20 protein-coding genes are annotated in these 24,791 nt (G+C 66.9%); 8 read left to right on the top strand and 12 right to left on the bottom strand.

The window, feature by feature from the left end; all coding sequences use genetic code 11:
* Positions 1-58 precede the first annotated feature (58 nt).
* The 10 genes from FBY36_RS12400 to FBY36_RS12355 form a co-directional block, all read right to left on the bottom strand.
* Complete coding sequence (locus tag FBY36_RS12400; RefSeq protein ID WP_142119813.1) at positions 59-2,338, bottom strand: gluconokinase, GntK/IdnK-type; 2,280 nt, start codon at positions 2,336-2,338, stop codon at positions 59-61.
* Positions 2,339-2,348: 10 nt separating this feature from the next.
* Entirely contained in the window at positions 2,349-3,578 is a 1,230-nt protein-coding gene (manD, locus tag FBY36_RS12395; RefSeq protein WP_142119811.1) for a D-mannonate dehydratase ManD, read from the bottom strand.
* 66 nt (positions 3,579-3,644) lie between these two features.
* A complete protein-coding gene (locus FBY36_RS12390; RefSeq protein ID WP_442858243.1) occupies positions 3,645-5,153 on the bottom strand; it encodes a mannitol dehydrogenase family protein in 1,509 nt (502 codons plus the stop codon).
* Positions 5,150-6,553, bottom strand: a complete 1,404-nt coding sequence (gene uxaC / locus FBY36_RS12385; protein ID WP_142119810.1) for a glucuronate isomerase — start codon at positions 6,551-6,553, stop codon at positions 5,150-5,152. Before uxaC ends, FBY36_RS12390 begins: the two co-directional genes overlap by 4 nt.
* A gap of 3 nt (positions 6,554-6,556) precedes the next feature.
* The gene (locus FBY36_RS12380; RefSeq protein ID WP_142119808.1) at positions 6,557-7,462 is read right to left on the bottom strand and encodes a sugar phosphate isomerase/epimerase family protein; all 906 of its coding nucleotides are present in this window, start codon (positions 7,460-7,462) and stop codon (positions 6,557-6,559) included.
* 4 nt (positions 7,463-7,466) lie between these two features.
* Positions 7,467-8,627 (bottom strand): Gfo/Idh/MocA family protein, encoded by a 1,161-nt coding sequence (locus FBY36_RS12375; protein ID WP_142119806.1) that lies wholly within the window; start codon positions 8,625-8,627, stop codon positions 7,467-7,469.
* Positions 8,624-9,472 (bottom strand): sugar phosphate isomerase/epimerase family protein, encoded by an 849-nt coding sequence (locus FBY36_RS12370; RefSeq protein WP_142119804.1) that lies wholly within the window; start codon positions 9,470-9,472, stop codon positions 8,624-8,626. The genes FBY36_RS12375 and FBY36_RS12370 overlap by 4 nt, the downstream gene beginning before the upstream one ends.
* Before the next feature lie 2 nt (positions 9,473-9,474).
* Entirely contained in the window at positions 9,475-10,398 is a 924-nt protein-coding gene (locus tag FBY36_RS12365; protein WP_142119802.1) for a carbohydrate ABC transporter permease, read from the bottom strand.
* Positions 10,395-11,405 carry a carbohydrate ABC transporter permease gene (locus FBY36_RS12360; protein WP_142119800.1) on the bottom strand — a complete coding sequence of 337 codons (1,011 nt, stop codon included), beginning with the start codon at positions 11,403-11,405 and terminating at the stop codon, positions 10,395-10,397. The genes FBY36_RS12365 and FBY36_RS12360 overlap by 4 nt, the downstream gene beginning before the upstream one ends.
* Positions 11,406-11,410: 5 nt before the next feature.
* Positions 11,411-12,772 carry an ABC transporter substrate-binding protein gene (locus tag FBY36_RS12355; protein WP_200830486.1) on the bottom strand — a complete coding sequence of 454 codons (1,362 nt, stop codon included), beginning with the start codon at positions 12,770-12,772 and terminating at the stop codon, positions 11,411-11,413.
* 217 nt (positions 12,773-12,989) lie between these two features.
* Here FBY36_RS12355 and FBY36_RS12350 point away from each other — a divergent pair, with 217 nt between their 5' ends.
* Positions 12,990-14,042 (top strand): LacI family DNA-binding transcriptional regulator, encoded by a 1,053-nt coding sequence (locus tag FBY36_RS12350; RefSeq protein ID WP_142119798.1) that lies wholly within the window; start codon positions 12,990-12,992, stop codon positions 14,040-14,042.
* 147 nt (positions 14,043-14,189) lie between these two features.
* Here the strand turns inward: FBY36_RS12350 and FBY36_RS12345 are convergent, their stop codons facing one another.
* Both FBY36_RS12345 and FBY36_RS12340 read right to left on the bottom strand, forming a co-directional pair.
* Positions 14,190-15,437: an FAD-dependent oxidoreductase gene (locus FBY36_RS12345; RefSeq protein WP_142119796.1), complete on the bottom strand. Its 1,248-nt coding sequence runs from the start codon at positions 15,435-15,437 to the stop codon at positions 14,190-14,192.
* Positions 15,430-16,722, bottom strand: coding sequence for an MFS transporter (locus tag FBY36_RS12340; protein ID WP_142119794.1), 1,293 nt, complete (start codon positions 16,720-16,722; stop codon positions 15,430-15,432). Before FBY36_RS12340 ends, FBY36_RS12345 begins: the two co-directional genes overlap by 8 nt.
* 48 nt (positions 16,723-16,770) lie before the next feature.
* Between FBY36_RS12340 and FBY36_RS12335 the strand changes: the two genes are divergently transcribed.
* From FBY36_RS12335 to FBY36_RS12305, 7 genes are all read left to right on the top strand, one after another.
* Positions 16,771-17,577 (top strand): IclR family transcriptional regulator, encoded by an 807-nt coding sequence (locus FBY36_RS12335; protein WP_142119792.1) that lies wholly within the window; start codon positions 16,771-16,773, stop codon positions 17,575-17,577.
* 119 nt (positions 17,578-17,696) lie between these two features.
* Entirely contained in the window at positions 17,697-18,812 is a 1,116-nt protein-coding gene (locus FBY36_RS12330) for a cupin domain-containing protein (RefSeq protein ID WP_142119791.1), read from the top strand.
* Between the two features lie 14 nt (positions 18,813-18,826).
* Positions 18,827-19,672, top strand: coding sequence for a fumarylacetoacetate hydrolase family protein (locus tag FBY36_RS12325; protein WP_142119789.1), 846 nt, complete (start codon positions 18,827-18,829; stop codon positions 19,670-19,672).
* Complete coding sequence (locus tag FBY36_RS12320) at positions 19,672-20,430, top strand: maleylpyruvate isomerase family mycothiol-dependent enzyme (protein ID WP_142119787.1); 759 nt, start codon at positions 19,672-19,674, stop codon at positions 20,428-20,430. The genes FBY36_RS12325 and FBY36_RS12320 overlap by 1 nt, the downstream gene beginning before the upstream one ends.
* Before the next feature lie 146 nt (positions 20,431-20,576).
* Entirely contained in the window at positions 20,577-21,335 is a 759-nt protein-coding gene (locus FBY36_RS12315) for a LamB/YcsF family protein (protein WP_142119785.1), read from the top strand.
* The gene (locus FBY36_RS12310) at positions 21,332-23,005 is read left to right on the top strand and encodes a 5-oxoprolinase/urea amidolyase family protein (protein ID WP_142119783.1); all 1,674 of its coding nucleotides are present in this window, start codon (positions 21,332-21,334) and stop codon (positions 23,003-23,005) included. The genes FBY36_RS12315 and FBY36_RS12310 overlap by 4 nt, the downstream gene beginning before the upstream one ends.
* Positions 23,006-23,016: 11 nt before the next feature.
* Positions 23,017-24,765, top strand: a complete 1,749-nt coding sequence (locus FBY36_RS12305) for an acetyl/propionyl/methylcrotonyl-CoA carboxylase subunit alpha (protein WP_142119781.1) — start codon at positions 23,017-23,019, stop codon at positions 24,763-24,765.
* The last annotated feature ends 26 nt before the right edge of the window (positions 24,766-24,791 follow it).

The following is a 24,791-nucleotide window of genomic DNA, read 5'->3' as shown; positions in this document are numbered from 1 at the left end:
GGACTGCGAACGAAGGAGGCGCCACCGCTGCTGCGGTGGCGCCTCCTTCGGTTCTTTCCTACAGCCGGGTGTCGAATGACCCGCAAAATACGTTCTCGTTGAACGTGCCCTGGAATTCGGACTTGCCCTGGATCTTCTCCACGGCCGCCCGGATGGCTTCCCGGGTGCCCGCATGGGCGTGGATGGCCGTCTTAACCATCGGCACGTCGATCAGGTGGTTCGGCTGGTTCAGGGACACGAACACCGTGGGCACCTCCGTCACGTACCACGGGATTTCCGCCGCCATCGGCGAGGACCACTTGATCCGGATGGCTGCCTCCTGCGCGAAGCCCTTCACGTTGGCAAAGACAAACGCGGCGTCGTACTTCCCGGCGTAGTCGCCGGTGGCTTCCTCGGAGATGATGGACATGAAGTTCACCCCCTTTTCCCCCGCCGCCTCGCGCTGTTCAGCCGTCCGGAACAAGAACACCTCGAATCCGGCAGCTTCCAGTTCCTCCTTCACCACCTCCAGGTAGGCCAATGGGTCAGAGCGGGTGAAGTCGGCCCCGCCGGAGATCCCGTACAACCGGATCCGGGGATGCGTGGCCGGCGTGATGGGCAGGTTCCCGGCCGTGTCCTTGACCAGCGTCACGGTCTTGTCCGCGATCTCCGCGGCGATGGCACGGTGTTCGGCACTCACAATCACGGCCAGCGCCCCGGCAGGCGGTACCAGCTGGTCCGCAGATTTCAGGTGCAGCCCCAAAGACGCCTTCAGCCCAAGAATCCGGCGCAGCGCATCATGAAGCCTCTGCTCGGTGATGACCCCGGACTTGTACCCGTCCAGCATGTACTGGAAGTCCTCGGACGGGTTCCGGAAAAACAGGAACATGTCGCAGCCGGCGGCAATGGTGGCCGGGACCAGGTCCCTGCGCCTCATCGCCTGCGTCAGGCCCACCATCTGCGAGGCGTCGGTGAGGACCAGGCCGTTGAAGCCAAGCTCACCGCGCAGCAGGTCCTGCAGGAGCTCCGGGGACAGAGTGGCCGGCAGAATTTCGGCATCGGAAAGGTCCGGCCGGAAATGCCGGGACACCTTAGGCGCACCAATGTGGCCCACCATGATGGATTGCACGCCGTGGGCAATCATCTCCCGGTACACGTGCCCGTAGGTCCGGTTCCATTCCTCGTAGCCAAGGGTGTTGTAGGACGTGACCACGTGCTGGTCCCGCTCATCGATTCCGTCGCCGGGGAAGTGCTTCATGGCACAGGCGGTGGGGGATTCGCTGATGCCGTCGAAATACTCCTTGGCGCGCTCCACCACAATCTCCGGCGTGTTTCCAAAGGACCGCGTGGAAATGACGGTGTTCCGCCAGTTGTAGTGGATGTCCACGATCGGCGCGAACGCCCAGTTGCACCCCAGCGCCGCGGTCTCCACCCCAGCCACCTGGCCCATCTGCCGGGCAATGGACTTGTCCGGGTGAGAACCCGCCTGGAGGTGCGTGGACACAAACGTGCCGTCGTCGCAGCTGCCGGCGCCGCCCATCTCCGGGTTGGACGCAATCAGCAGCGGAATGCGGGACTTGGACTGTGCGTAACGTATGTGTTCCTGCACGGCAGCGGAAGGACCCGGCCGGTACCGCATGCCGCCCACGTGGTAGTTCTCCAGCACACCATCGAGGTATTCGGGTGAATAGTCGTTGTTGTGGTTGATGAACAGCTGCCCGATCTTTTCCTCGAGCGTCATGGCACCAAGGGTGCCCTCCACCCAGGCGATCGCGTCGGCGTCGAGATTGAACGGCGCGGCCGCAAGGTCGACGTCGAACTGCCGCGGCCGGGTGCCCGGCGCGGCATTGGCAGGACGTACGACGGCGGCGATCCCCTTGAGTGCCTCGGCCACCACTTCTGCGACGGGCGCGGCAATGTCCACCACCACGCCGCGTTCGTCCTCCTGCAGTGGTTCCAGGGTGGCGAGCTGGGATTCGAGCAGTGCCGGTGGCATGAAGTGCCCGGTGCGGCCTTCCGTCCGCGCCTTGAGGACCTCCTTGCTGCCTTTCAGGTGCAGGAAGATGGTGTCCGGCGCCTGTTTCCGGATAGCGTCACGGTAGCTGCGGCGCAATGCGGAGCACGCCAGGACCAGTCCGCCGTCACCGGCCTTTGCCAGCTCGGTCCCCACCGTGGCGAGCCAGGGCCAGCGGTCCTCATCCGTCAGCGGTGTCCCGGCCGCCATCTTGGCCACGTTCTCCACCGGGTGGAGGGAGTCGCCGTCCAGGAACGGGACACCCAGCTCACGGGCCACGAGGTCGCCGATGGTGGTCTTGCCGCAGCCGGAAACGCCCATGACGATGATGCGGTGCTTGGTCATTGTTTGTTCCTTACCAGTCGTGGACGGTGCCGTCGACGAGGCGGTTGTAGGGCAGGTAGGCCTGCTGGTAGGGATAGGCTGCGGCGGCTTCTTCGTTGAATTCGACGCCAATGCCCGGCTTGTCGCCCGGGTGCAGGTACCCGTCGGTGAACGTCATGGACTGCTCGAAGACCTCGTTGGTCTTGTCCGAGTGCTGCATGTATTCCTGGATCCCGTAGTTATGGATCGCCAACCCGACATGCAGCTGCGCCGCGAAGCCCACCGGGGAAATATCCGTCGGCCCGTGGAAGCCGGACTTGATCTGGTACTGCGCGGCGAAATCCATCACCTTCTTCAACGGCGAAATGCCGCCAAAGTGCGTGGACGCGGCACGGACGTAATCGATCAGCTGTTCCTTGATCAGCGTCTGGAAGTCATACACGGTGTTGAAGATCTCCCCGATCGCCAGCGGCGTGGTGGTGTGCTGCCGCACCAGGCGCAGGCCCTCCTGGTTCTCCGCCGGCGTGCAGTCCTCCAACCAGAACAAGTCATACGGCTCCAACGCCTTGCCCAGCTTCGCGGCCTGGATCGGCGTCATCCGGTGATGCCCGTCATGCAGCAACGGGATCTCCGGCCCAAACTCATTCCGCACCGCCTCAAACACGGTCGGCAAGTGCCGCAGGTACGCCCGGGTGTCCCAGTCCTCCTCCACCGGGAACGCACCCCGCCCGGCCGGCTCATAGTCATACCGCTCCCCCGACGCCTGTGCCTGCGCCGCAACACCGTACACCGCCTTGATCCCCGGCACCGCCGTCTGGATCCGGATCGACTTATAGCCCAGCTCCAGGTGCTCCCGCACCGAATCAAACAACGACGGAATATCAGCCCCGGACGCGTGCCCGTACGCCCGCAACCCGTTCCGCGACGCCCCACCCAGCAACTGGTACACCGGCATCCCCGCCAGCTTGCCCTTGATATCCCACAACGCCATATCCACCGCAGCGATCGCCGCCATCGTCACCGGACCCCGCCGCCAATACGAAGAGCGGTACAGGAACTGCCACGTATCCTCGATCCGGTGCGGATCCTTGCCGATCAACAGCTGCGCCACATGCTCCTTCAAATACGCCGCAACAGCCAGCTCACGCCCGTTCAACGTGGCATCACCAATACCGGTCACACCATCCTCCGTGGTGATCCGGAGGGTCACGAAGTTCCGGGACGGACTGGTCACAAACACATCGGCGGCAACGATCTTCATGGGAATTAACTGTTCCTTCCGGAAGTAAAAAGCAGGATTCAAGTAAGCGGGGTTCAAAAAGCAGGGTCAGGTATGCGTGTGGGCGGCGGAGGCCGCAGTTGTTGCGGAAAAGGACCCGCACAGCCTGTGGACCAGGGAAACTATGTCCGTGTCCTCAGCGATGCCGGCATTGACCAGACGGAGCAGGGCCTGGACCCGTTCTGTGCCCTCAAGGGCAGCGGACGCCCGGATCTCTCCGGCCAGCGGATCCTGGAATTCCCCGGCCGCGGCCACGTAGTCGATCCAGGCGGCCAGCATCAGGGCTGCGCCGGAACCGCTGCGGCCTTCGGCGCGTTCGGCTGCCAGGACAGGTACGGCGCGCATCCGCAGTTTTGTGGTGGCATCGGCAGCGATCTGGGCAAGCCGGTGGGCGATCCGGGCGTTTCCAAAACGCTCAAGCAGCGCCTGCCGGTACCCGGGGATGTCCAGGCCCTCGGCGCGCAGGTGGTTGGCGGCCTCGTCCCAAAAATCTTCCACTGCCTTCCGGCACAGTGGGTCGGCCAGGGCTTCGGCCACAGTGGCGTGCCCCCGCAGCTGACCGGCATACGCCAGGATTGAATGTGAACCGTTGAGGAGCCACAGTTTCCGGTTTTCGTAGGGCTCGATCTCATCAACCACCACGGCGCCGGCATCTTCCCAGCGCGGCCTTCCCGCCGGGAAATCGCCGCTGAGCACCCAGTTCCGGAACGGCTCGGCAACCACCGGCGAGCTGTCACGGTAACCGCATTGCTCCGCCACTTCCGCCATGTCCGCGTCCGTGGTCCGGGGGGTGATCCGGTCCACGGAGGTGCTGACGAAGCTGACATTCGCCGCGATCCACTCCACCAGGTCCTGGCCCCAGGCTGCGGCCATGCCCAGGACGCCACGGCGGGCAACGTCACCATTGGCCGAAAGGTTGTCACAGCTGACGACGGCGATCGGTCCGGCGCCGCTGTCTTTCCGGGCTGCCAGGGCCCACACCAGGCGTCCCAACGGAGTGCCGGGCACCCTTGCCTCGCCGGAAGCAGCAGTCCCACCGGGCGCGGAAGGCTCCCCGGAAGTGGAAGTCTCCCCGGCCGCCGCTGCCGACAGCGCGCGGAGGTCATCCGCCACACCCGGCGCATCGGCGTCGAACGTTCCATCCGCCGCCAAGCCGTAGGCGGCCTCGGTGATGGTCAGCGTGACGACCGCAGTTTCCGGGGCGGCGACGAGCTGGCAGAGCCGGGCGACGTCGGCCCCATCCACGGCTTCAACAATGCTGCCGATCACTTCGAAGCTGTCCCCGCCGGCGGACCTCTCCACAAGGGTGTAAAGGCAGTCCTGGGCGGTGAGCGCCTCCGCGGCATCCGGCCGGCGTCCGGTGAACGCCGCGATCCCCCACTCGGCCGCGTCCGGCGCATGCTGGGTGTACCAGGCCTGGTGGGACCGGTGGAAGGCTCCCAGGCCCAGGTGGACAATGCGCACCGGGGCCTTGGGCAGCGGCTTCAGGCTCCGGTCCAGCGCAGGAACAGGGTTCAGGGCAGGAACAGGGTCCGGGACAGGCGGGGCCGCATTCACAGCTTGAACACCCGCCGGGGCGAGGCGTCCACGATGTCCACGATCAGTTCATGCGCCCGTTCCTCGGTGACCCGGTGTTCAGCAACCAGCCGGGCCAGGAAGGACGCCTCGATTCGCCGGGCGGTGTCGTGGCGGGCCGGGATGGAGCAGAACGCACGGGTGTCATCAATGAAGCCCGAGGACCGCGAGAAGCCAGCCGTCTCCGTCACCGCCGACCGGAAGCGCAGCATCGCATCCGGGGCATCGAGGAACCACCACGGCGCCCCCAGGTACACCGACGGGTAGAAACCGGCCAGCGGGGCAAGTTCGCGGGAAAAGACCGTCTCGTCGAGCGTGAACAGCACCAGGTGGAAGTCCTTGGCGGTCCCGAAATCCTGGAGCAGCGGCCGGACGGCCTCGGTGTAGTTGACCGCCACCGGGATGTCGTGGCCGGTATCCGCACCGAACGCATCGAACGTGGGTGCGTGGTGGTTCCGGAAGGACCCGGGATGGATAGTCATCACCAGCCCGTCCTCCACCGACATCCGCGCCATCTGGTAGATCATGTGCGCCTCGAAGGCGTCCCGGTCAGCACCACTTGCCTGGCCCGCCCGCCCCCGCTCGAAAAGCCGCTCCGCCTCGGCGTCGTCCAGCTTCAGGGTGGCAGGCGTGAAGACGCCGTGGTCGGCCGAGACCGCGCCGCGCTCCACGAAGTGCCGGCGCCGGGCCTCAAGTGCCCTGATGTAGCCGGCATACCCGGAAGCGCCCTCGCCGGCCGAGTCGACGAGACGTTCCACGTTGTCTTGCCACGCCGGATGCGCCATGTTCAGGTACTGGTCGGGCCGGAAGGTGGGCAACACGCGCGCGGCGAACGCGGGGTCGGCGTGCAGCGATGCGTGGCTGTCCAGTGTGTCCAGCGGATCATCGGTGGTGGCCAGCACCTCGATGTTGAATTCCTTGAACAGCTCGCGCGGCCGGAAGCCCGGTTCCGAAAGTTTGGCCTGCAGAGCGTCGTACAGCCGGTCCGCGTTCTCCGCGGACGGTTCCTCTGCCAGGCCGAACACGTGGGCGAACTCCTGCCGGATCCAGTAGCCCGATGCCGTTCCTTCAAAGGCAGGCCAGGCCTCACAGAAGCGCCGCCACACCTGCCGCGAATCGGTTGGCTGGCTGCCCAGCCCCAGCTGGTCCATCGGCACACCGCCGGCGTGGATCAGCCGGGTGACGTAGTGGTCCGGGGTGACCAGCAGGGCAGCCGGGTCCGGAAAGGGCGTATTCCGCTCGATGACGGCAGCGTCCACGTGCCCGTGCGGGGAAATGATGGGCAGCCCTTCCACCGTTTTGAAGAGCGAGCGTGCGATGTCCCGGACACCGGGATCGGCCGGCAGGAGCCGGTCAGGGTGGTCCGCTATCGGCGTTCCCATCGGTCAACGCCTCCCTGCAGGGACGGACAGCCCCGCCAGGGCCGCCGTGGAGCGGAGGTAGTCAAGGTTCCCCGCCGTCCGTTCCGCCAGCGGGAGTTCGGTGGAGAAGTCCTCCACGGTCACCCACCCGTCGTAGCCAAAGGCCGCGAGTGCCTTGAAGTACTGCAGCACGCTGCCCTGGCCCGAACGCAGCGGAGCCCACTCGTTCCGGAAGACGGCCGCGCCGGACTCATCGGTTTCGCCGCTGTTGACCCAGACCGCGTTCTTCACGTGGACATGGGCCAGGTAGTCGCCCAGGAGCTGGAACGCCGGGAGGTAGTCCTCCTGTCCCTCGATCAGCAGGTTGCCCAGGTCATGGATCACGCCCACGTGCCGCGGATCCAGGCCGTCCAGCAGCCGCAGCGCGGACGAGGCCGACGCTGTGATGGTGCGGTGGTGCAGTTCCACGAGGGCCTTCACCCCATGGTGGGCGGCCCGTTCGGCGATCCACTCGAAATCACGGCGCGCGCTGGCAAAGAGCTCCGGGTAGGGCGTCCCGCTGGCAGGCTCGTTTCCCCATGCCGCGGTTCCCAGGGGCGGTGTGGTCACCCGGACCTGGCCGGCGCCCAGCCTGGCGGTGGCGGCCAGCATGCGGTCAACATCCTCATGGTTGTCGCACCGGGCGTATCCGCCGACGCCGGAGAACTCCAGGCCGGCGCCGGATGTAAGGGAGGCGATGCGGTCCAGGTGGTCTTCCATGCCGGTGAGCGGGACGGTGGCCTTGTTGCCGGCCCAGAATCCCGGCTCGGGGGCACCGGCCTGGTCGGTGATCCGCCACTCCACGCCGTCCCAGCCCTGCTCAGTCAGGTGCTGCACTGCTTCTTCGGGAGTCCATTCGGGGGTTGATGCGGTAAATACTGAAAACTTCATAGCCTCAGGCGCTTTCTGCCGCGGTTCCGGTGCGGACTTCGAGGTCGTTGTACTTGCCCGCCAGGACGTCGTCGAAAAGGACGGGCTGGCCGAGGGTGGCGGATACGTAGACGGAACGCACGGCGGCGAGCGCGTTGACGGCGTCACTGACCGTGACACCGGGCTGCCGCCCTGCTGCGATGGCGGCCAGGATGTCCCGGTACTGCCGGACGTGCCCCGCGGGGTACGTGGTGGGGTCGGCGGCTTTGTAGTCCTCCTCGGGGTACTTGGCCAGTTCTTCCTCGGCCTGGTTGCCCCCGCCCTGGAGGCCCATGTCCGCGGATTCGCCGCCGGCGTCCTTGCTGTGGAAGTACTGCAACCGGTCGTTGTCCACCACGGCTGATCCTTCGGATCCCATGAGCTGCACACGGACGGTCAGACCGGGGTAGGCGGCAGTGGTGGCGTGCAGCACGGCCAGGCCCCCGTTTTCGAAGGTGACGGTGGCAACGGCGGTGTCTTCCACCTCGATCCGTTCGTGGGCCAGCCTGGCGGTGTGGGCGTGGATCTCCACGGGACGCCCCATGAACCACAGCAGCAGGTCCACTGTGTGGACACCCTGGTTCATCAGGGCACCGCCGCCGTCCATGGCCCACGTGCCGCGCCAGTCGCCGGAGTCGTAGTACCCCTGGCTGCGCCACCAGGCCACGGAAGCGATGGCAGACGTCAGCCTGCCGAAGCGGCCCTTCGCGATGGCATCGGCAACGGCCACGCTTGACTGGTCAAACCGGTGCTGGCTGATAACGGAGGCCACGATCCCCTTGCCAGCGGCTTCCTTTGCCGCGGCTTCGATTTCCTGGGCCCGCGTGAGGTCAACGTCCAAGGGCTTTTCAATGACCACGTGCTTGCCGGCGGCCAGGACTTCCAGACCCTGCTGGATGTGCAGGCCGCTGGGCGTTGCCAGCGCCACGAGGTCGATGTCCTCCGCCGCGAAGGCGTCCGCCAGCGTGCTGTACTGCGGCGGCCGCTGCCCGCCCTGTTTCTCTATGAACCCGGCGAGCGCTTCGGCCGCCTCGGGAATGGCGTCCACCAGCGCCACGATGCGTACGTCCGGGAACTCGCGGAGGGCTACGGCGTGGGTGCGGCCAATGACGCCGCACCCGGTGATGGCTACGTTCAAGGTGCTCATGCGGTCTGGACTCCTGCTTCTGCTGTGACTTTTGCGAAGGCGCGTGCTGCAATGCCGAAGGCGGTGGGGCCGGAGAAGCCGCCCAGGCCGTGGGCGCCGGCGAGGTGCGGCTCCAGGGAGGCGAAGCCCTGGTAGCCGTCGGCTTTGAGGGCCTCCACGGTGCGGAGCACGTCCCCGTCCCCTTCCCCGGCCGGCACCACGTGGCCGTTTTCGAACAAGGCGTCCTTGACCTGCAGGTACTCCAGGTGCGGACGCAGCTTCGCGTACCCCTCGTCAAAGGGCTTGACTCCCACCTGGACGAAGTTCGCGGCATCCCACGCCACCTTCAGCGACGGCGAGTTGACGGTCTCGATGATGTCCAGGACGCGATCGGGAACGTCGCCGAAGATGTCCTTCTCGTTCTCGTGCAGCAGGATCACGCCGGCTTCCTCCGCCACGTCGGCGAGCGCCCGCATCCGTTCCATGACGGCGTCGCGGATGCTGTCCACCTGCACGGACTCGCCGTAGTAAAAGGAGAAGATGCGGATGTACCTGGCGTCCAGCACCTTGGCGGCGTTGACCGCCCGGCGCAGCCGCTCAACCTCGTGTTCCACGGGAAGGCTGACGTCCACCTTCCCGATGGGGGAAGCGATGGCTGAGGCCTTCATGCCCTTCTCGTTCAGCAGTGACGCCAATGCCTGCAACTGCTCATCGCTGAGGTCCACGATGTTGGTGCCCCAGGCGCTGCGGACTTCGATGTGGTTGGCGCCGAGCGCCTGCAGCACTGCGATCTGGACCGCTGGGTCGTCGTCGATCTCGTCGCCAAAGCCTGACAGCTGCCAGGTGACCTGGTTGGTCGAAACCATGGTTATTTAACTCCTCCGGCGGTCAGCCCGCCTACTAGGTAACGCTGGAAAATCAGGTAAAGAATGACCACGGGAGCGGCACACACCAGCGCCGCCGCCATCATCTGGCCGTAGTAGGGAATGGCGCCGCCTTCCTGGGAAGCGCCGAAGATTTGAAGCGCGACGGCGGCGGTCTGGCTTTCCGGACGCGTCATCACCGAGGCGAACAGCACGTCGTTCCAGCCAAGCAGGAAGGCGAAGATGCCGGAAACAACGATGCCGGGCCAGCTCAGCGGCAGGATGATCCGGAACAGCACGCCAAGGTGGGACGCGCCGTCGATCCTTGCTGCCTCTTCAAGCTCCTTGGGGAGCCCGCGGAGGTAGGTGACCATCACCCACGTGGAGAACGGCATGGCGAACGTCAGGTAAGTGACGAACAGGCCCCACTGGGTCCCAATGACCTGGATTCCCAGATAGGTCGAGGCCGAGGAAAACAGGACGAAGACCGGCAGCACCATGAGGGTGCCGGGGACGGACTGCAGTGCCAGCAGTCCGCGGAGGATGGTCAGCCGTCCGCGGAAGCTGTAGCGGACCAGGACGAACGCCGTGGAGATGGACATCGCCGCCGAAACCACCGCGGTTGCCCCGGCCACCAGGACGCTGTTGGTCAGGCCGGTGGCCAGGCCCACGCTGGTCCAGATCTTCGAGTAGTTCTCGAGCGTGACCGTGGACGGCCAGAACTCCCCGTTGGCCACGCCGATGTCCGAGTTCACCGAGGCCAGGAAGATATACAGCACAGGAGTCAGGACAAGGGCGCCCAGGAAGACCAGGACGAAGATCAGCAAAGGGGTGGGAAGAAGGCGCAGGACCTCGTGTTGCCGGTGCGAGCCGGGACGGTCGACGTGGGCCGTGGCCGCACTCTGCCGTGTGGCTGTCGTGGTGGTCATTTCTTGCCTCCTGGTGTTTCGGCGTCGTCAAGCTTGACGGCACGCAGGTAGACGAACAGCGGGATGGCGATGAGCACCAGGGAGATGAAGGCCATCGCGGCGCTCAGGCCAAACCGGAAGCTCTGGAAGCTGGTGACGTAGGTCAGGATGGGCAGGACCTCGACGTCGGCCGGCGCCGGAACGCCGAACAGCACGTACGGGAGGGTGAAGTTGTTGATGTGGTGCAGCATCCCGATCAGGAAGGCCAGCGCCAGCGGGCCCTTCAGGTAGGGGAACACCACGTAACGCAGCTTGTTCCACCACAGCGCGCCGTCCAGGGCCGAGGCCTCATGCACCTCATGGTCAACGGACTGCAGGCCGGACAGCGCCAGCAGGTAGATGAACGGCCAGGACGCCCAGATCTGGACCAGGACCAGCGTCCAGAAGGTCTGCGGCCCGTTCAGCCACAGCCCAACATTGATTCCCACGGTTCCCAGGGCCTCGTCCATAATGCCGCCCGGCTGGAGGATGGTCCGCCAGACGGTGGCCACCACGAAGGACGGGAGGACGTAGGGGATCAGGAAGACCGACCGGATGACGGCGCGGCCCTTGAAGGCGTTCTGGGTTGCGATGGCGGCAGCGATGCCCAGCGGCAGCGTCACCACCATGGCCAGGAGCGAGTAGCTGACACTGAGCCATACTGCGTGCAGCAACGGCGAACTGGTGACGGCTTCAACGAAGTTTTCCACTCCGATGAATGGTGCGCTGATCCATTTCCGCAGCGTGTACTGGTCCAGGTTCAGGGCGGACATGTAGATGCCCAGCAGGAGCGGGACCACGATGATGATGATCATCAGGGCCCCGCCGGGGATGAGCATCCACAGCGGCCGGTTGCGTTCGCTCAGGCCTTTGCGGCGGGGACCGCCGTGGTGCTCGGGGCTATGGCCGGCTGCATCGGCAGTCCGGGCCGCCCGGCCTGCGGCGGAATCCGCCGCAGGCCGGACTTCATGAGAGGCGTCAGTTGACATCGGAACTATCCTTTGGAGGCCCGGTCCAGGGAAGCCTGGCCCTTGTTCTGGGCGTCCTTGATCCTTTGTTCGAGGGCGGCCTCGTCCACCTTGCCGGCGGCCAGGTCCGGGACGGACTGGACGGTGACGTTGAGCAGGGCGAGCTGGATGTCGCCCCAGGCACCGGTGAAGGGGGTGGCCTTGGACTTTGCGGCAGCCTCAGCGAGCGGCTTGAGCTTGGCGTCAGTGAGGGTGGCGAGGGCCTCGGCGTTGGCCGGGAAATCACCGAAGGTCTTCTGGTAGTTCAGCTGCTCGTCCTTGGAAGTAATCAGCTTGATGTAGGCGAATGCCAGGTCCTTCTGCTTGGAGTAGTCAGCCACCACCAGGTTGTCGCCTGAAAGGATGCTGGCGGCGTCGCCGTCGGACTTGGATTGCGTCTCACCTGGCGCGATGGTGGGCATCAGGGTGTATTGGTACTTGCCGGCAACTTCCGATTTGTCCAGGGTTGGGATGGAGCTGGACGTGGTCATCATCAGGTAGCCGGCCTTGCCGCTGGCGAAGGCCGCCACGGCGTTGCTGTTGCTCCAGCCCACTGCAGCGGGGTCAACCACCTTGTCGTTGGTCAGCCAGCCGAAGTAGGTCTCGTAGGCCTTCTTGACGGCGGGGTCGTCCATCTTCAGCTTGTTGCCGTCCACCAACGGGTTGCCTGCCTGGACGGACATGGCCCAGATGAACTTCCAGGGATCGAAGTTGTCCTTGTAGCCGGTAGCGATGCCATAGGTGCCGTCCTTGGTCATCTTCTTGGCCTGGGCGGCAAGTTCGTCCCAGCTGGTTGCGGGCTTGTCGATGCCTGCGGCGGCGAGGAGGTCCTTGTTGTACGCCATGACGAACGGACGGCTGACGAAGGGGATGCCGGCCAAGTGGTCCTTGTCCGGTCCGGAAATACCGAGTGCAGCCTGGTTGAAGCGGTCCTTGCCGCCAACCTTCTTCCAGTCGTCATCCGAGAGGGTGACGAATGCCTTGGTGGCGTACGCGGTGGGGGTGAACGTGGTGCCCAGTCCGTAGACGTCCGGCCCCTGCCCGGAGACCACGGAGGTCTGGATTCGCGTGAGTTCATCATTGGCCGAAGCGAAGGTTTCGAACTTCACGTCGGCCCCGGTTTCAGCCTTGAACTTGGCAGCGATATCGCTCTGCCACTGCTTCTGCTGTTCGGGGTACTGGGGAAGGACGCCTACCAGGACGTTGAGCGTTTTGCCCGTCCCGTCCACTTTGCCGTCCGCATTCGTGGAACCTCCCCCGCCATCCCCGGAACCTGAACCGCAAGCGGTCAGGGCGAGTGCTGCAGCCGTAACAATCGCCGCAAGCCCAGTAGTCGATTTAAACCTCATTGTTTTTCTCCTCTAGGACACCCACATGGCCACATCCGTCCTGTGGCGGAAATCACTGCAGGCGACTCGAAAGCCAGTCTAGGAAGATGGCAAGCACGTGGCAAGCGGTTGCCAAAAGTTGCCATAAGTGCTCAGATGGATGCAGTAAAAGACAGGGCACGCCGGCAGGAAACTGGGGATGGCGGTTCGTCCAGCCAGCAAGGAAAGGCCCACTGCCGTGGCTGATTCAGGGACTACAGACACCGCCCAGGACGCGCCCAAAAGGGATGCCCGGCGGGACCGCCCGCCCACCATCCGCGACGTTGCCGAACTGGCCGGGGTGGCAACGTCCACCGTGTCACGGGCCCTTGCCCGACCGGACCGGGTCAATCCCCGCACGCGCGTCCGCATTGAAGAGGCGGCAGCGGAACTGAACTACGTGCCAAGTTCGCAGGCGCGCGGGCTCAGTTCCGGCCGGACCAACGCAGTAGCCGTGCTGGTGCCTGACATCACCAACCCGTTCTACTTCGACATCATCCGCGGCACCCAGCACCAGCTCAAGGCCGCTGGCGTGACCCAGCTCCTGGTGGACACCGAGGAATCAAGCGAGATGGAACTGGATGCGCTGCACAAGATGCGCAAATCCGCGGACGGCTTCATCCTTGCCGCCTCGCGCCTGACGGACGCCCAACTGGCAGAGGTCTCCCGGACCCAGCCCCTGGTCACCTTCAACCGGGCCTCCACCAGCGCCCCCACGGTGATGATCGATACGCCGTCCGCCATCATCCAGGCCCTGGAGCACCTGGCCTCCCTGGGCCACCACAGAGTCTGCTATGTCGCCGGGCCGCCCACGTCATGGTCAAACCAGGCGCGATGGAAGGTCTTCGAGGAAGACGCCACAAGGCGGGGCATGGAGGTCCACCGGATCGGCCCCTACACCCCGAAGACGACCTCAGGGGCCGCCGCGGCGGACGCGGCGGTCAGGACGGGGGCCACGGCCTGCATCGTCTTCAACGACCTGCTGGCTATCGGAATGCTCCAGCGCCTGCAGGCGCGCGGCATCCGGGTGCCAGCAGACATCAGCATCATCGGATCGGACGACATCTTCGGCGCCGACTTCTGCAACCCGCCCCTGACCACCATCTCCAGCCCCATTGAACAGGCCGGGAGGGTGGCGGTGTCCATGCTGCTGGCCCAGCTCAACCCGCTGTCGGGAAGCGCCAGCCGCCAGCTGGCCGTCATGCCCACCCACCTGACCATCCGTGAGTCCACCGGCCCCGCGCCCCACTAGAGGAATCGAATGCTCCGTATCTGCCGTTTTCAGGCGTCAAAAGGACGGATACGGAGCAATGGATTGTGTTAGGCAGCCCAGACCAAAGGCGGGCGTACGACGGCGGGAGCCACCCGCCGTCGTACGCCCGCCTTTGGAAAGCGGTGCTTAGGCTTCCACCAGCTTGGCCCCGGCCGGAACCTCTGCCGGAACGCCGGGCTCGTTGCGGCCGTACAGCCAGTCGTTGTACTGGAAGTTGTTGTCACCGCGGCTCTTGAACAGCATGTTCCGCAGGACGCGGGCCACGCCGTCCACGTGCCAGGACTCGCCCCAGATCCGGGCGGTCCGCTGCACGCGGGCCGTGCGGGCGGCACGGGCTTCATTGAACTCTCGGAAGGCCGCCTCCCAGGCGCCGGCGTCGATCCCCTCGGGGGTGAAGACGTTGTTGCGCGCCACGTCCTGGAGCACCGCGGCGTCCTCCAAGGCCTGGCAGGCCCCTTGGGCCAGGTACTGCAGCATGGGGTGGGCCGCGTCGCCGATCAGGGCCATGCGGCCGGAAACCCAGTTCCCGATGGGGTTGCGGTCATACATGGGCCAGCGGATGCCCGTGGCCAGGTTCTTCAGGGCTTCCTGCACGGCGGGGACGCAGTCCTTGTAAGCCGCCTGGAGTTCGTCCACGCCGCCGTACTGCTCTTCGCCGCGTTCGAACGACGGGGACTTGAACACTGCCACGGTGTTGAGCAGCTGGCCTTTGCGGAGCGGGTACTGGACCAGGTGGCAGTTCGGGCCGAGGTAGACGATCACGTCTTCCAGGTCAGCCGCGGGGGTCTCCTCCGTGATGGGCACGGTGCCGCGGTACGCCACGTAGGCGGAGTTGACCGGACCGTCGTTGGCAACTGTGCCACGGAGGGTGGACTTCAGGCCGTCGGCCGCCAGGATGGCGTCGGCTTCGAAGACCTCACCCTTGGCGGTGTAGGCGCGGGCCCGGTCGCCGTCGGTTTCCACCTTCTGCATCAGGACGTCGTTCACCAGCGTGACGCCGGCTTCCTGGCAGGCCTCCAGCAGGATCCGATGCAGGTCGCTGCGGTGGATGACCACATAGGGGGCGCCGTAGCGTTCCTCGAACTCCCCGCCCAGGGTCTGGCGGGTCAGTTCCTCGCCGGTGACAGCGTCACGGAACACCAGGTGCTTGGGCTGGACGCCGATTTCCAGTGCCTTCTCAAGCAGGCCCCAGCGCTTGAGGACGCGGGAAGCGTTGGGGGCCATCTGCAGGCCGGCACCCACTTCACCGAAGGCCGGCGCCACTTCGACCAAGGTGACGTCGGCGCCGTTTTCGCGGAGCGCCAGGGCTCCGGCAAGTCCGGCCATGCCGCCGCCCACCACGAGGACGTCGGTGGACTCTTTGACGTTAGACATTGGAAACTCCTACTGCTGTTGATTTCTTGATTTTGATGCCGACTGCCGCGATCAGGACTGCTGCCGCGGCCGCTGCTCCGGCAAACGCCAGGAAGTTTGAATTGACGCCCAGGCCCGCAGCGAGCAGGAGCCCGCCGGCCTGCGGTGCGGCCACGGCGCCGATCCGGCCCACGCCAAGCGCCCAGCCCAGTGCCGTACCGCGGAGGTGCGCCGGATAGTGGCTGGCCACGGCGGAGATGATGAGGCACTGGGTGCCGTGCGTTCCGACGCCGGCAAGCACCAGCATAAAATAGACGACGGCGACGGGCGGCCCGGTCACCAGGACCACCAGGGCGGCGGCGGCCACGGCGGCTGCCGCGATGGCCGTGGGGATGGGACCGAACCTGGTGCCGGCCCATGCGGTCAGCACCGAACCGGCAACGGCACCCAGGTTGAGCGCCAGCGCGAAGGTCAGGGCGGAGCCCAGGTTGTAGCCGGCCAGCTGCATGAGGTTGGGCAGCCAGGTGCCCAACCCGTACCAAGCGAACAGGGTCACCAGGGTGCCGATGGCAAACAGGACACTGATGCCAAGGTAGGGCGCCCGCAGCAGCGAGCCGAATCCCACTGAGGCCTTGGCTGTGCCTCCGGCTTCTGCGCCAGGATTGGGTGCCAGGGTTTCCGGCAGGAAGCGAAGGCCCAACGGGATCACCACCACCAGGGCGACGACGGCGACCAGGAACATGACGGGCCAGCCGAAGGCCGGAATCAGCGGGATACCCACCAGTGCGGCGAGGGAGCCGCCGATGGGAACGCCGGACATCATCAGGGTGGCGATGGTGGACCGCCATTTTTCCGGCACCAGTTCGGCCACGAGGGCATTGGCTGAGGGCACCAGGCCGCCCAGTCCGATGCCGGCCAGCAGGCGAAGGCCGCCGAAGACCGGCGCGTTGGGCGCGAACGCGCAGAGAATGGTGAAGACGGAGAAGACGACGGCGCAGCCGATAATGGTGCGCCGCCGGCCCCAGGTATCGGACATGCGGCCGGCGAAGACCGCCCCGATCATCATGCCGACGAAGGCCATGGACCCAATGGTTCCGGCCGTGGCCTTGGTGAGGCCCCAGCCGGTGTCGTTGATGAGCGAGCCCTGGACGGTGCCGTAGACGATCAGGTCGTAGCCGTCGAAAACGACCAGCAGCCAGCACACCAGGACGGCGAGCACGGAACGCCGGGGGAACCCGGAACGGCCTGCGCCCGGAGCGGGGGCGGCCGTGCGCTGCGGCGCTGCAGCGGAAGTTGTGTGATTCATCCCACCACTGTGCTGGCAGTCATAGCACTCCGCCCATAAGATTCTGTCATGCAGAATCTTCCGGCCCGGCGGAAGCCCACCTATTCCATCGAAGCGGTGGACAACGCCCTGCAGCTCCTCCAGCTCCTCCGGGACGTTGGCAGCCTGCGGCTCAAGGACGCGGCAGAGGAACTGGACGTGGCACCGTCCACCGCCCACCGGCTCCTGGCCATGCTGGTGTACCGCGGCTTTGCGGTCCAGGACGAAACCCGCCGGTATGTCCCCGGTCCGGCGATGGGGGCGGGCCCGGCGGGCTTCAGCTGGACGCGGAAGCTGCGGGACATCTCGCGGCCGCACATGGAACTGCTCTGCGCCCGCACCAACGAGACCGTCAACCTCATGATCCGGGTGGGCACCAAGGTCCGCTTCCTGGACACGGTGGAGAGCACCAACATCCTGCGCGTAGGAGACCGCCAGGGCACCCTGCTCCCTGCCCACAAAGCCTCGGGCGGCAAAGCCATCCTGGCCGAACTGGATCCCGCCGTGCTGGAGCAGCTGTTCCGCAGCCCCAATGCGGAGCTGGGCGGCGACTACATTCCGGACTCCGAGTATCCGGCCTTCCTGCGCGAGCTGGAGTCCGTGCGCGCGAACGGGTTTGCCGCCAACTTCGAAGGCACCGAGGAGGGCATCAGCGCCTTCGGGATGGCCCTGCACAACGGCAAGGGCATGGTGGTAGGCGCCCTGAGCGTGGCCACTCCGGTGGCACGGTTCCGGCCGCTGTTCGATGCCGGACTGGTGGGCGTCATGATGGAAACCCGGCGGCAGCTGGAAATAGATATCGCCGCCAATCCGGCGGACGGCGCAGAGGGCGCCTGAGCAGGGCCGGCAGCGGCGCCGGAAGGAATTCTGGCAGCCAGAATATGCTGGGGATCACAGCACATCTTCCCTAGGGTCGAATCCACGTCGCAGTCAGTCCGCACGCAAGGAGAAGGCCAGTGTCGATCAGCGCTGAAAACCAAACGCACGAGTCCGTAGCGCAGGAACACCATGTTCCCGAGCCCACCCCGGAGGAGGCTGCCCAGCTGGAGCAGCTGTACCGGGATTTCGATAAAGAGAACCTGATTCCGCTGTGGACGGAGATCGCGGACCTGATGCCTATGGTCCCGTCCCCCAGGGCAGTGCCGCACGTCTGGCGGTGGGATGACCTGTACCCCCTGGCCGCCCGCGCCGGCGACCTGGTGCCGGTGGGCCGCGGCGGGGAACGCCGCGCCATCGCGCTGGCCAACCCGGGCCTGGCCGGCACCCCCTACGCCACCCCCACGCTGTGGGCAGCCATCCAGTACCTGGGCGGCCGCGAGACAGCCCCGGAGCACCGGCACTCGCAGAATGCCTTCCGCTTCGTGGTTGAGGGCGAGGGCGTGTGGACCGTGGTGAACGGGGACCCCGTCCGGATGTCCCGCGGCGACTTCCTGCTCACCCCTGGCTGGAACTTCCACGGCCACCACAACGACACCGATGAGCCCATGGCATGGATTGACGGGCTGGACATTCCGTTCGTGCACTACGCCGACGCCGGCTTCTTTGAGTTCGGCACCGAGCGCGTCACCGACGAGGCCACCCCGGACATCTCCCGCTCCGAGCGGCTCTGGGCCCACCCGGGCCTGCGCCCGCTCTCCGGGCTGGATGACACCACCAACTCCCCCATCGCCGCGTACCGGTGGAAGTACACCGACGCCGCCCTGCGCGAACAGCTGCTCCTCGAGGACGAGGGCCACCCGGCCACGGTCTCCCAGGGCCATGCCGCGGTCCGCTACACCAACCCCACCACGGGCGGGGACGTTATGCCCACCATCCGGGCCGAGTTCCACCGGCTGCGCGCCGGCACCTGGACCGAGACCGTCCGCGAGGTGGGCTCCAGCGTCTGGCAGGTCTTCGAAGGCACCGGCACCGTGACCCTCAACGGCGAAACGAAGGTCCTGGCCAAGGGCGACCTCTTCGTGGTGCCGTCCTGGGCCGCCTGGTCCCTGCAGGCCGAATCAGAGTTTGACCTCTTCCGGTTCAGCGACGCACCCATCTTTGAGCGCTTGAACTTCAACCGCACCTACATCTAAGGACGCACCAAGTAATGAAACTCCTCACCCTCCGCCTGAATTCCGCAGACACAGGCAACGGCAAGAGCACGACGGCGGTCCGCCAGGACGGTGACACCCTCACCGAGATCCCGGGCTTCTCCGACGTCGGGGCCCTGCTGAAGGACCCCCACTGGGAAACCACGGCCAAGGAAGCCCACGGCGCAACGCACGCGCTCGACGGCGCCGACCTCGCCGCCGTCGTGCCGGCCCCCGGCAAGATCATCTGCGTGGGCCACAACTACCGCAATCACATCAAGGAGATGGGCCGCGAAGTCCCGGAGCACCCCACCCTGTTCGCCAAGTACGCCGAATCCCTGATCGGCCCCAACGACGACCTCGCGCTGCCGCAGGAATCGGACACGGTGGACTGGGAAGCGGAGCTCGCCGTGGTGATCGGCAAGTCCGGCCGCCGCATCCCGGAGGCAGAGGCTGCCGGGTACATCGCCGGCTACTCCGTGCTGAACGACATCAGCATGCGTGACTACCAGTTCCGCACCATTCAGTGGCTGCAGGGCAAGACCTGGGAGAAGTCCACCCCGTTCGGCCCGGCCCTGGTCACCCAGGACGAGTTCACTGCCGGACCGCTGATGACCTCGGCCGTGGACGGTGAAGTCCAGCAGAGCACCCCCACCTCGGACCTGGTGTTCACCCCCGAGTTCCTGGTCTCCTATATCTCCACGATCATCACCCTCAACCCAGGCGACGTCATTGCCACCGGCACCCCCGGCGGCGTGGGCCACGCGCAGGACCCCAAGCGCTACCTGCAGGAGGGCCAGGTCCTGGTGACCACCATTGAGGGCCTGGGCCAGCTGACGAACCGCGTGGTCAAGGAAGCCTGATGGTTGCCCGCCACGACCAGGCCACCGATCCCGTCCTGCTCGACGGGCTGCTGCAGGCACGGCGCGGCACCGCGTTCTTTGCCCGCAAGCTCAACGAGCTCACCGACGCGGAACTCGACGGGGACTCGCTGCTGCCGGGCTGGAGCCGCCGCCACGTTGTAGCCCACGTGGGCTACAACGCCCGTGCCATCGCCCGCCTGGTGGAGTGGGCAGCCACTGGAGTGGAGACACCCATGTACCCCTCCGTCGAGGTCCGCAACCACGAGATCGACTTCGGCGCCACCCTGAGTCCCATCGCACTCCGGAACCTGTTCGACCACTCCGCCGTGCACCTGAACGTGGAATGGCGCGACCTGCCCGCCGACAACTGGCACCACAAGATCAAGACCGCCCAGGGGCGCATTGTCCCGGCGGAGGAAACAGTGTGGATGCGCACCCGCGAAGTGTGGGTGCACGCGGTGGACCTGGACAACGGGGCCACGTTCAAGGACATCCCCGCACTGGTCCTGGAACGGCTCCTGGCCGACATCACCGGTGCCTGGCACGCCCGCGGGACGGACAAGGACCTGGTAGTGGAGGTCACCGGCCATGCGCGGCCGCTCACCTACGGTGACACGGCCGCCGCCTCACCCACGGTCGTTTCCGGCTCCCTGCCGGCCGTCGCGCAGTGGGCCACCGGCCGCGGCACGGACGGAACCACGGCAAAGCGCCACGGCGGACTGGTCACCCCTGCGCCGCCGGCGCCTGCCTGGATCTAGCCTTTCGTCCGGCGGTTCAACGCCCGGGGCCGTCCGACGCGCGGCCCCGGGCTTCTTTTTAGGCAAAATCGTCACCCCAAGATTGTTGAACAATCCTTGATTCTCGTGCATCCTAGAGAGACCACTTCAACGAGACGAGAATCACTATGGCCTTCATTGACCTCAACAGCGACGTCGGGGAATCCTTCGGCAACTGGACCATGGGCGATGACGCAGCAATCTTCCGCTCAGTCTCCAGCGCCAACGTCGCCTGCGGCTTCCACGCCGGGGACCCCTCCACCATCGCCCGCACGTGCCGGGATGCCGTCGCGGCCGGCGTCGTCATCGGTGCACACGTGGGCTACCGCGACCTTGCCGGGTTCGGCCGCCGGTTCCTGGACTGCTCCGCCACGGAACTGGCGGATGACGTGCTCTACCAGCTGGGCGCCCTCAGCGCACTGGCCACCTCCGCCGGCGGCCGCATCCAGTACGTCAAGCCGCACGGCGCCCTCTACAACACCATCGTGACCCACGAAACGCATGCCCAGGCCGTCGTCGACGCGGTCAAGGCGTTCGGCGGCGACCTGCCGCTGCTCCTGCTCCCCGGCTCCGTGGCACTGGCCCGAGCCGAAGCCGCCGGGCTCCGCGGCGTGGCCGAAGCCTTCGCCGACCGCGCCTACAACCCCGACGGCACCCTGGTTTCCCGGCGCGAGGCCGGCGCCGTCCTCCACGACGAAGACGCCGTCGCCGCCAACATGGTCCGGCTTGCCACGGCGGGGACCATCATCGCCCGGGACGGGTCCACCATCAAGGCGGAAGCGGAGAGCATCTGCCTTCACGGTGACACCGCCGGCGCCGTGTCCATGGCCGCCGCCGTCCGGCGGGAACTGGAAGCCGCCGGCGTGGAAATCCGGAGCTTCGTGTGAGCCCCCTCCACATCCGCTGGGCCGGCCCGCGCGCCCTCCTCCTCGAACTCGACTCCCTGGACACGGTTCTGACCGTCCACGCCCGGTTGCAGGAGGCGCCCCTGCCCGGCCAGGTGGATGTCCTGGCCGCCGCACGGACCGTCCTGGCCGTCTTCGACTCCCGCGCGTCGGCACAGGCGGCCCATGCCGCCGTCGCCATGCTGGACAGGGACGCGGCGGCGGTGGGCCACACCGGTTCCGAGCCCGTCAGGATTGAGGTGGTGTACGACGGCGACGACCTCGCCGACGTTGGCAGGCTGACCGGGCTGGGCGCCGACGGCGTGATCGCCGCCCACACCGGGCAGCTGTGGACAGCGGCGTTCGGCGGGTTCGCCCCCGGCTTCGCCTACCTGGTAGGCGAGCACGATGCATTGAACGTTCCGCGGCGCAGCTCGCCAAGGACCGCCGTTCCCGCCGGATCCGTGGCCCTGGCCGGCAACTTCTCCGCCGTCTACCCGCGGCGCTCCCCTGGCGGCTGGCAGCTGATCGGCCGCACCGCAGCGCGGATGTGGGACCTGGGCCGTGAACAGCCAGCCCTCCTCCGGCCCGGCAGCACCGTCCGGTATGTCGCAGTGCGGGAAGTCGTGGAAATCACCGAACCCGCCGGACAGCAGGACACCCCTGCCGGCGCGCGGGCCTCCGGCCCCGCCATCGAGATCATCACGCCCGGCCCGCAGTCTCTCATCCAGGACCTTGGCCGCCCCGGCTATGGCGACCTGGGTGTCTCCCCTGCAGGCGCTGCCGACGCCGCGGGCGCCCGCCAGGCGAACCGGCTGGTGGGAAACCCGCCGGGCGACGCCGTGCTCGAAACCGTCCTGGGCGGCCTGTCGGTACAGGCTCGCGGTGAACTGACGGCCGCGCTCACCGGCGCCCCCGCAGGGGCCGAAATCCGCTCCGGCGGCAGCAGCCGCCCGGCCCCGATGTACGCCCCCTTCCCACTGCACGACGGCGACAGCCTCCACCTCGGCACCCCCGACGCAGGCCTGCGCACCTACCTTGCCGTCCGCGGCGGAATCGACGTGCCTCCAGTGCTTGGCAGCCGGTCCACCGATCTGATGTCCGGGATCGGACCGGCTCCGCTGGCCGCCGGAACCGTGCTGCCCATCGGCCCGGCAGACCAGGGCCGCGTGGTGGGCCAGCCCGAACCGCCCACCCTGCATCCGGCCCTCAGCGGGGGCGGGGCCGGCAATGCCACCGTGGTGCTTCGGGTCACCCCCGGGCCCCGCGATGACTGGTTCACCCCGCAGTCCCTCCAGGCTTTGACCGGGCAGGATTGGACCGCCACCGCCGAATCCAACCGCATCGGCGTACGGCTGGACACAACAGCCGGAGGGATGCCGCTGGAACGCTCGCGGCCGGAGGAACTGCCCAGCGAAGGCGTGGTAGCCGGCTCACTGCAGGTACCGCCGTCGGGCCTTCCCGTCCTTTTCCTTGCCGACCACCCCGTGACCGGCGGCTACCCGGTGATCGCCGTCGTCGTTCCGGAAGACCTGCCGGTGGCGGCGCAGCTCCCGCCCGGTGCCCTCATCCGGTTCCAGGCCGTGGATCCGGGAACCATGGAGCCGCTCGGGCCCGGGGCCCTGCAGCAGCCAGAACCCACCACTCCCACGCCTGCCACAAACAGCCTGTGAAAGAAGCAGCCATGAAAAAAGTCCTGATCGCCAACCGCGGTGAGATCGCCGTCCGCGTCGCCCGCGCCTGCGCTGATGCAGGCCTGGCATCCGTTGCCGTCTACTCGGATCCCGACGCCGACGCCCTGCACGTGCGCCTCAGCGACGAGGCCTACGGATTGAACGGCTCCGCCAGTTCGGAGACGTACCTGAACATCGAAAAGCTCCTTGCCGTCGCGGCCCGCGCCGGTGCCGACGCCGTCCACCCCGGCTACGGCTTCCTGTCCGAGAACGCCGACTTCGCGCAGGCAGTGCTCGACGCCGGACTCACCTGGGTGGGCCCGTCACCGGAAGCCATCCGGAGCCTGGGCAACAAGGTGACGGCGCGGGACATTGCCGTCCGGGCCGGCGCCCCGCTGGTGCCCGGCTCGGACGGGCCTGCCGCTAACGCGGACGAGGTCCGCGCGTTCGCCGCGGAGTACGGCGTTCCGGTGGCCATCAAGGCGGCCTTCGGCGGCGGCGGCCGCGGCCTGAAGATCGCCTACCGGATGGAGGACATCGACGATGCCTTCGAATCGGCGGTGCGTGAGGCGACCGTGGCGTTCGGCCGCGGCGAATGCTTCGTGGAACGCTTCCTGGACCGGCCCCGCCACGTCGAAGCCCAGGTCATCGCGGACACGCACGGAAATGTGGTGGTGGTGGGCACCCGTGACTGCTCCCTCCAGCGGCGCAACCAGAAGCTGGTGGAGGAAGCACCCGCACCGTTCCTCACGCCGAAGCAGCGCAGCCGCATCCACGAATCCGCCCGCGCCATCTGCCGGGAAGCCGGCTACACCGGAGCAGGCACCGTGGAGTACCTGGTGGCACCTGACGGCGTCATCTCCTTCCTCGAGGTCAATACCCGCCTCCAGGTGGAGCACCCGGTTACCGAGGAAACCTCCGGCATCGATCTGGTGCGCGAACAGTTCCGGATTGCTGCCGGGCTGCCGCTCTCCATCACCGAGGATCCAGAGCCCACCGGCCACGCCATCGAGTTCCGGTTGAACGCCGAGGACGCCGGCCGTGGCTTCCTGCCCTCCCCCGGCCCCGTGGACGTGTTCGAAGCACCCACCGGCCCCGGCATCCGCGTGGACTCCGGGGTCCGTTCCGGCTCGGTCGTCCCTGCCGAGTACGACTCCCTGATGGCCAAGCTGATCGTCCGCGGCGAGGACCGGGCGCAGGCGCTGCGCCGTGCCCGTGCCGCCCTGGACGAACTGCGGATCGAAGGCGTGCCCACGGTGGTCCCGTTCCACCGCGCCGTGGTGCGGGACCCGGATTTCACGGCACCGGACCGGCTGGGCGTCTACACCACCTGGATCGAATCAGAGTTCTCCGGCCGGTTGGCGGCCTCGCTGAAGAGCGGCGTTGCGGGACCCGTGGCGCGGCGCGAAACCCTTACCGTGGAAATCGACGGCAAGGCTGTCCAGCTGGGACTGCCCGCAGAGGTTTATGCCGCACTCATGCACGGAGGGGCCGGAGCTGTTTCGGCCGGCGCAGGCGAGGCCGCCGGCCATGGCAGTGACGCGGCCAACGGCAAGGTGACGGCGCCCATGGGCGGCAACCTGGTCAAGTGGCTGGCCGACGACGGCGCCGAAGTTGGCGCCGACCAGCCGCTCGCCGTCGTTGAGGCGATGAAAATGGAGACCGTTGTTGCCTCTTCCGCGGCCGGCACCTTCCGCCGCGGCGAACAGGCGCCGGGGGCCGTCGTTGTCCGTGGCGAGGTGCTGGGGACGGTCAGCTAACATCGGATGTTGACGAAAGCGGGGGA

The organism is Arthrobacter sp. SLBN-122, assembly GCF_006715165.1.
GTDB lineage: Bacteria > Actinomycetota > Actinomycetes > Actinomycetales > Micrococcaceae > Arthrobacter.
This window is presented reverse-complemented; position numbering and strand designations above follow the sequence as displayed.

Excerpts from the sequence above, each read along its gene's own strand:
- FBY36_RS12400 (WP_142119813.1), bottom strand. The coding sequence starts at position 2,338 with ATGACCAAGCACCGCATCATCGTCATGGGCGTTTCCGGCTGCGGCAAG.
- manD (WP_142119811.1), bottom strand. The coding sequence starts at position 3,578 with ATGAAGATCGTTGCCGCCGATGTGTTTGTGACCAGTCCGTCCCGGAAC.
- uxaC (WP_142119810.1), bottom strand. The coding sequence starts at position 6,553 with ATGGGAACGCCGATAGCGGACCACCCTGACCGGCTCCTGCCGGCCGAT.
- FBY36_RS12380 (WP_142119808.1), bottom strand. The coding sequence starts at position 7,462 with ATGAAGTTTTCAGTATTTACCGCATCAACCCCCGAATGGACTCCCGAA.
- FBY36_RS12375 (WP_142119806.1), bottom strand. The coding sequence starts at position 8,627 with ATGAGCACCTTGAACGTAGCCATCACCGGGTGCGGCGTCATTGGCCGC.
- FBY36_RS12370 (WP_142119804.1), bottom strand. The coding sequence starts at position 9,472 with ATGGTTTCGACCAACCAGGTCACCTGGCAGCTGTCAGGCTTTGGCGAC.
- FBY36_RS12365 (WP_142119802.1), bottom strand. The coding sequence starts at position 10,398 with ATGACCACCACGACAGCCACACGGCAGAGTGCGGCCACGGCCCACGTC.
- FBY36_RS12360 (WP_142119800.1), bottom strand. The coding sequence starts at position 11,405 with ATGTCAACTGACGCCTCTCATGAAGTCCGGCCTGCGGCGGATTCCGCC.
- FBY36_RS12355 (WP_200830486.1), bottom strand. The coding sequence starts at position 12,772 with ATGAGGTTTAAATCGACTACTGGGCTTGCGGCGATTGTTACGGCTGCA.
- FBY36_RS12345 (WP_142119796.1), bottom strand. The coding sequence starts at position 15,437 with ATGTCTAACGTCAAAGAGTCCACCGACGTCCTCGTGGTGGGCGGCGGC.
- FBY36_RS12340 (WP_142119794.1), bottom strand. The coding sequence starts at position 16,722 with ATGAATCACACAACTTCCGCTGCAGCGCCGCAGCGCACGGCCGCCCCC.
- FBY36_RS12335 (WP_142119792.1), top strand. The coding sequence starts at position 16,771 with ATGCAGAATCTTCCGGCCCGGCGGAAGCCCACCTATTCCATCGAAGCG.
- FBY36_RS12325 (WP_142119789.1), top strand. The coding sequence starts at position 18,827 with ATGAAACTCCTCACCCTCCGCCTGAATTCCGCAGACACAGGCAACGGC.
- FBY36_RS12320 (WP_142119787.1), top strand. The coding sequence starts at position 19,672 with ATGGTTGCCCGCCACGACCAGGCCACCGATCCCGTCCTGCTCGACGGG.
- FBY36_RS12315 (WP_142119785.1), top strand. The coding sequence starts at position 20,577 with ATGGCCTTCATTGACCTCAACAGCGACGTCGGGGAATCCTTCGGCAAC.
- FBY36_RS12305 (WP_142119781.1), top strand. The coding sequence starts at position 23,017 with ATGAAAAAAGTCCTGATCGCCAACCGCGGTGAGATCGCCGTCCGCGTC.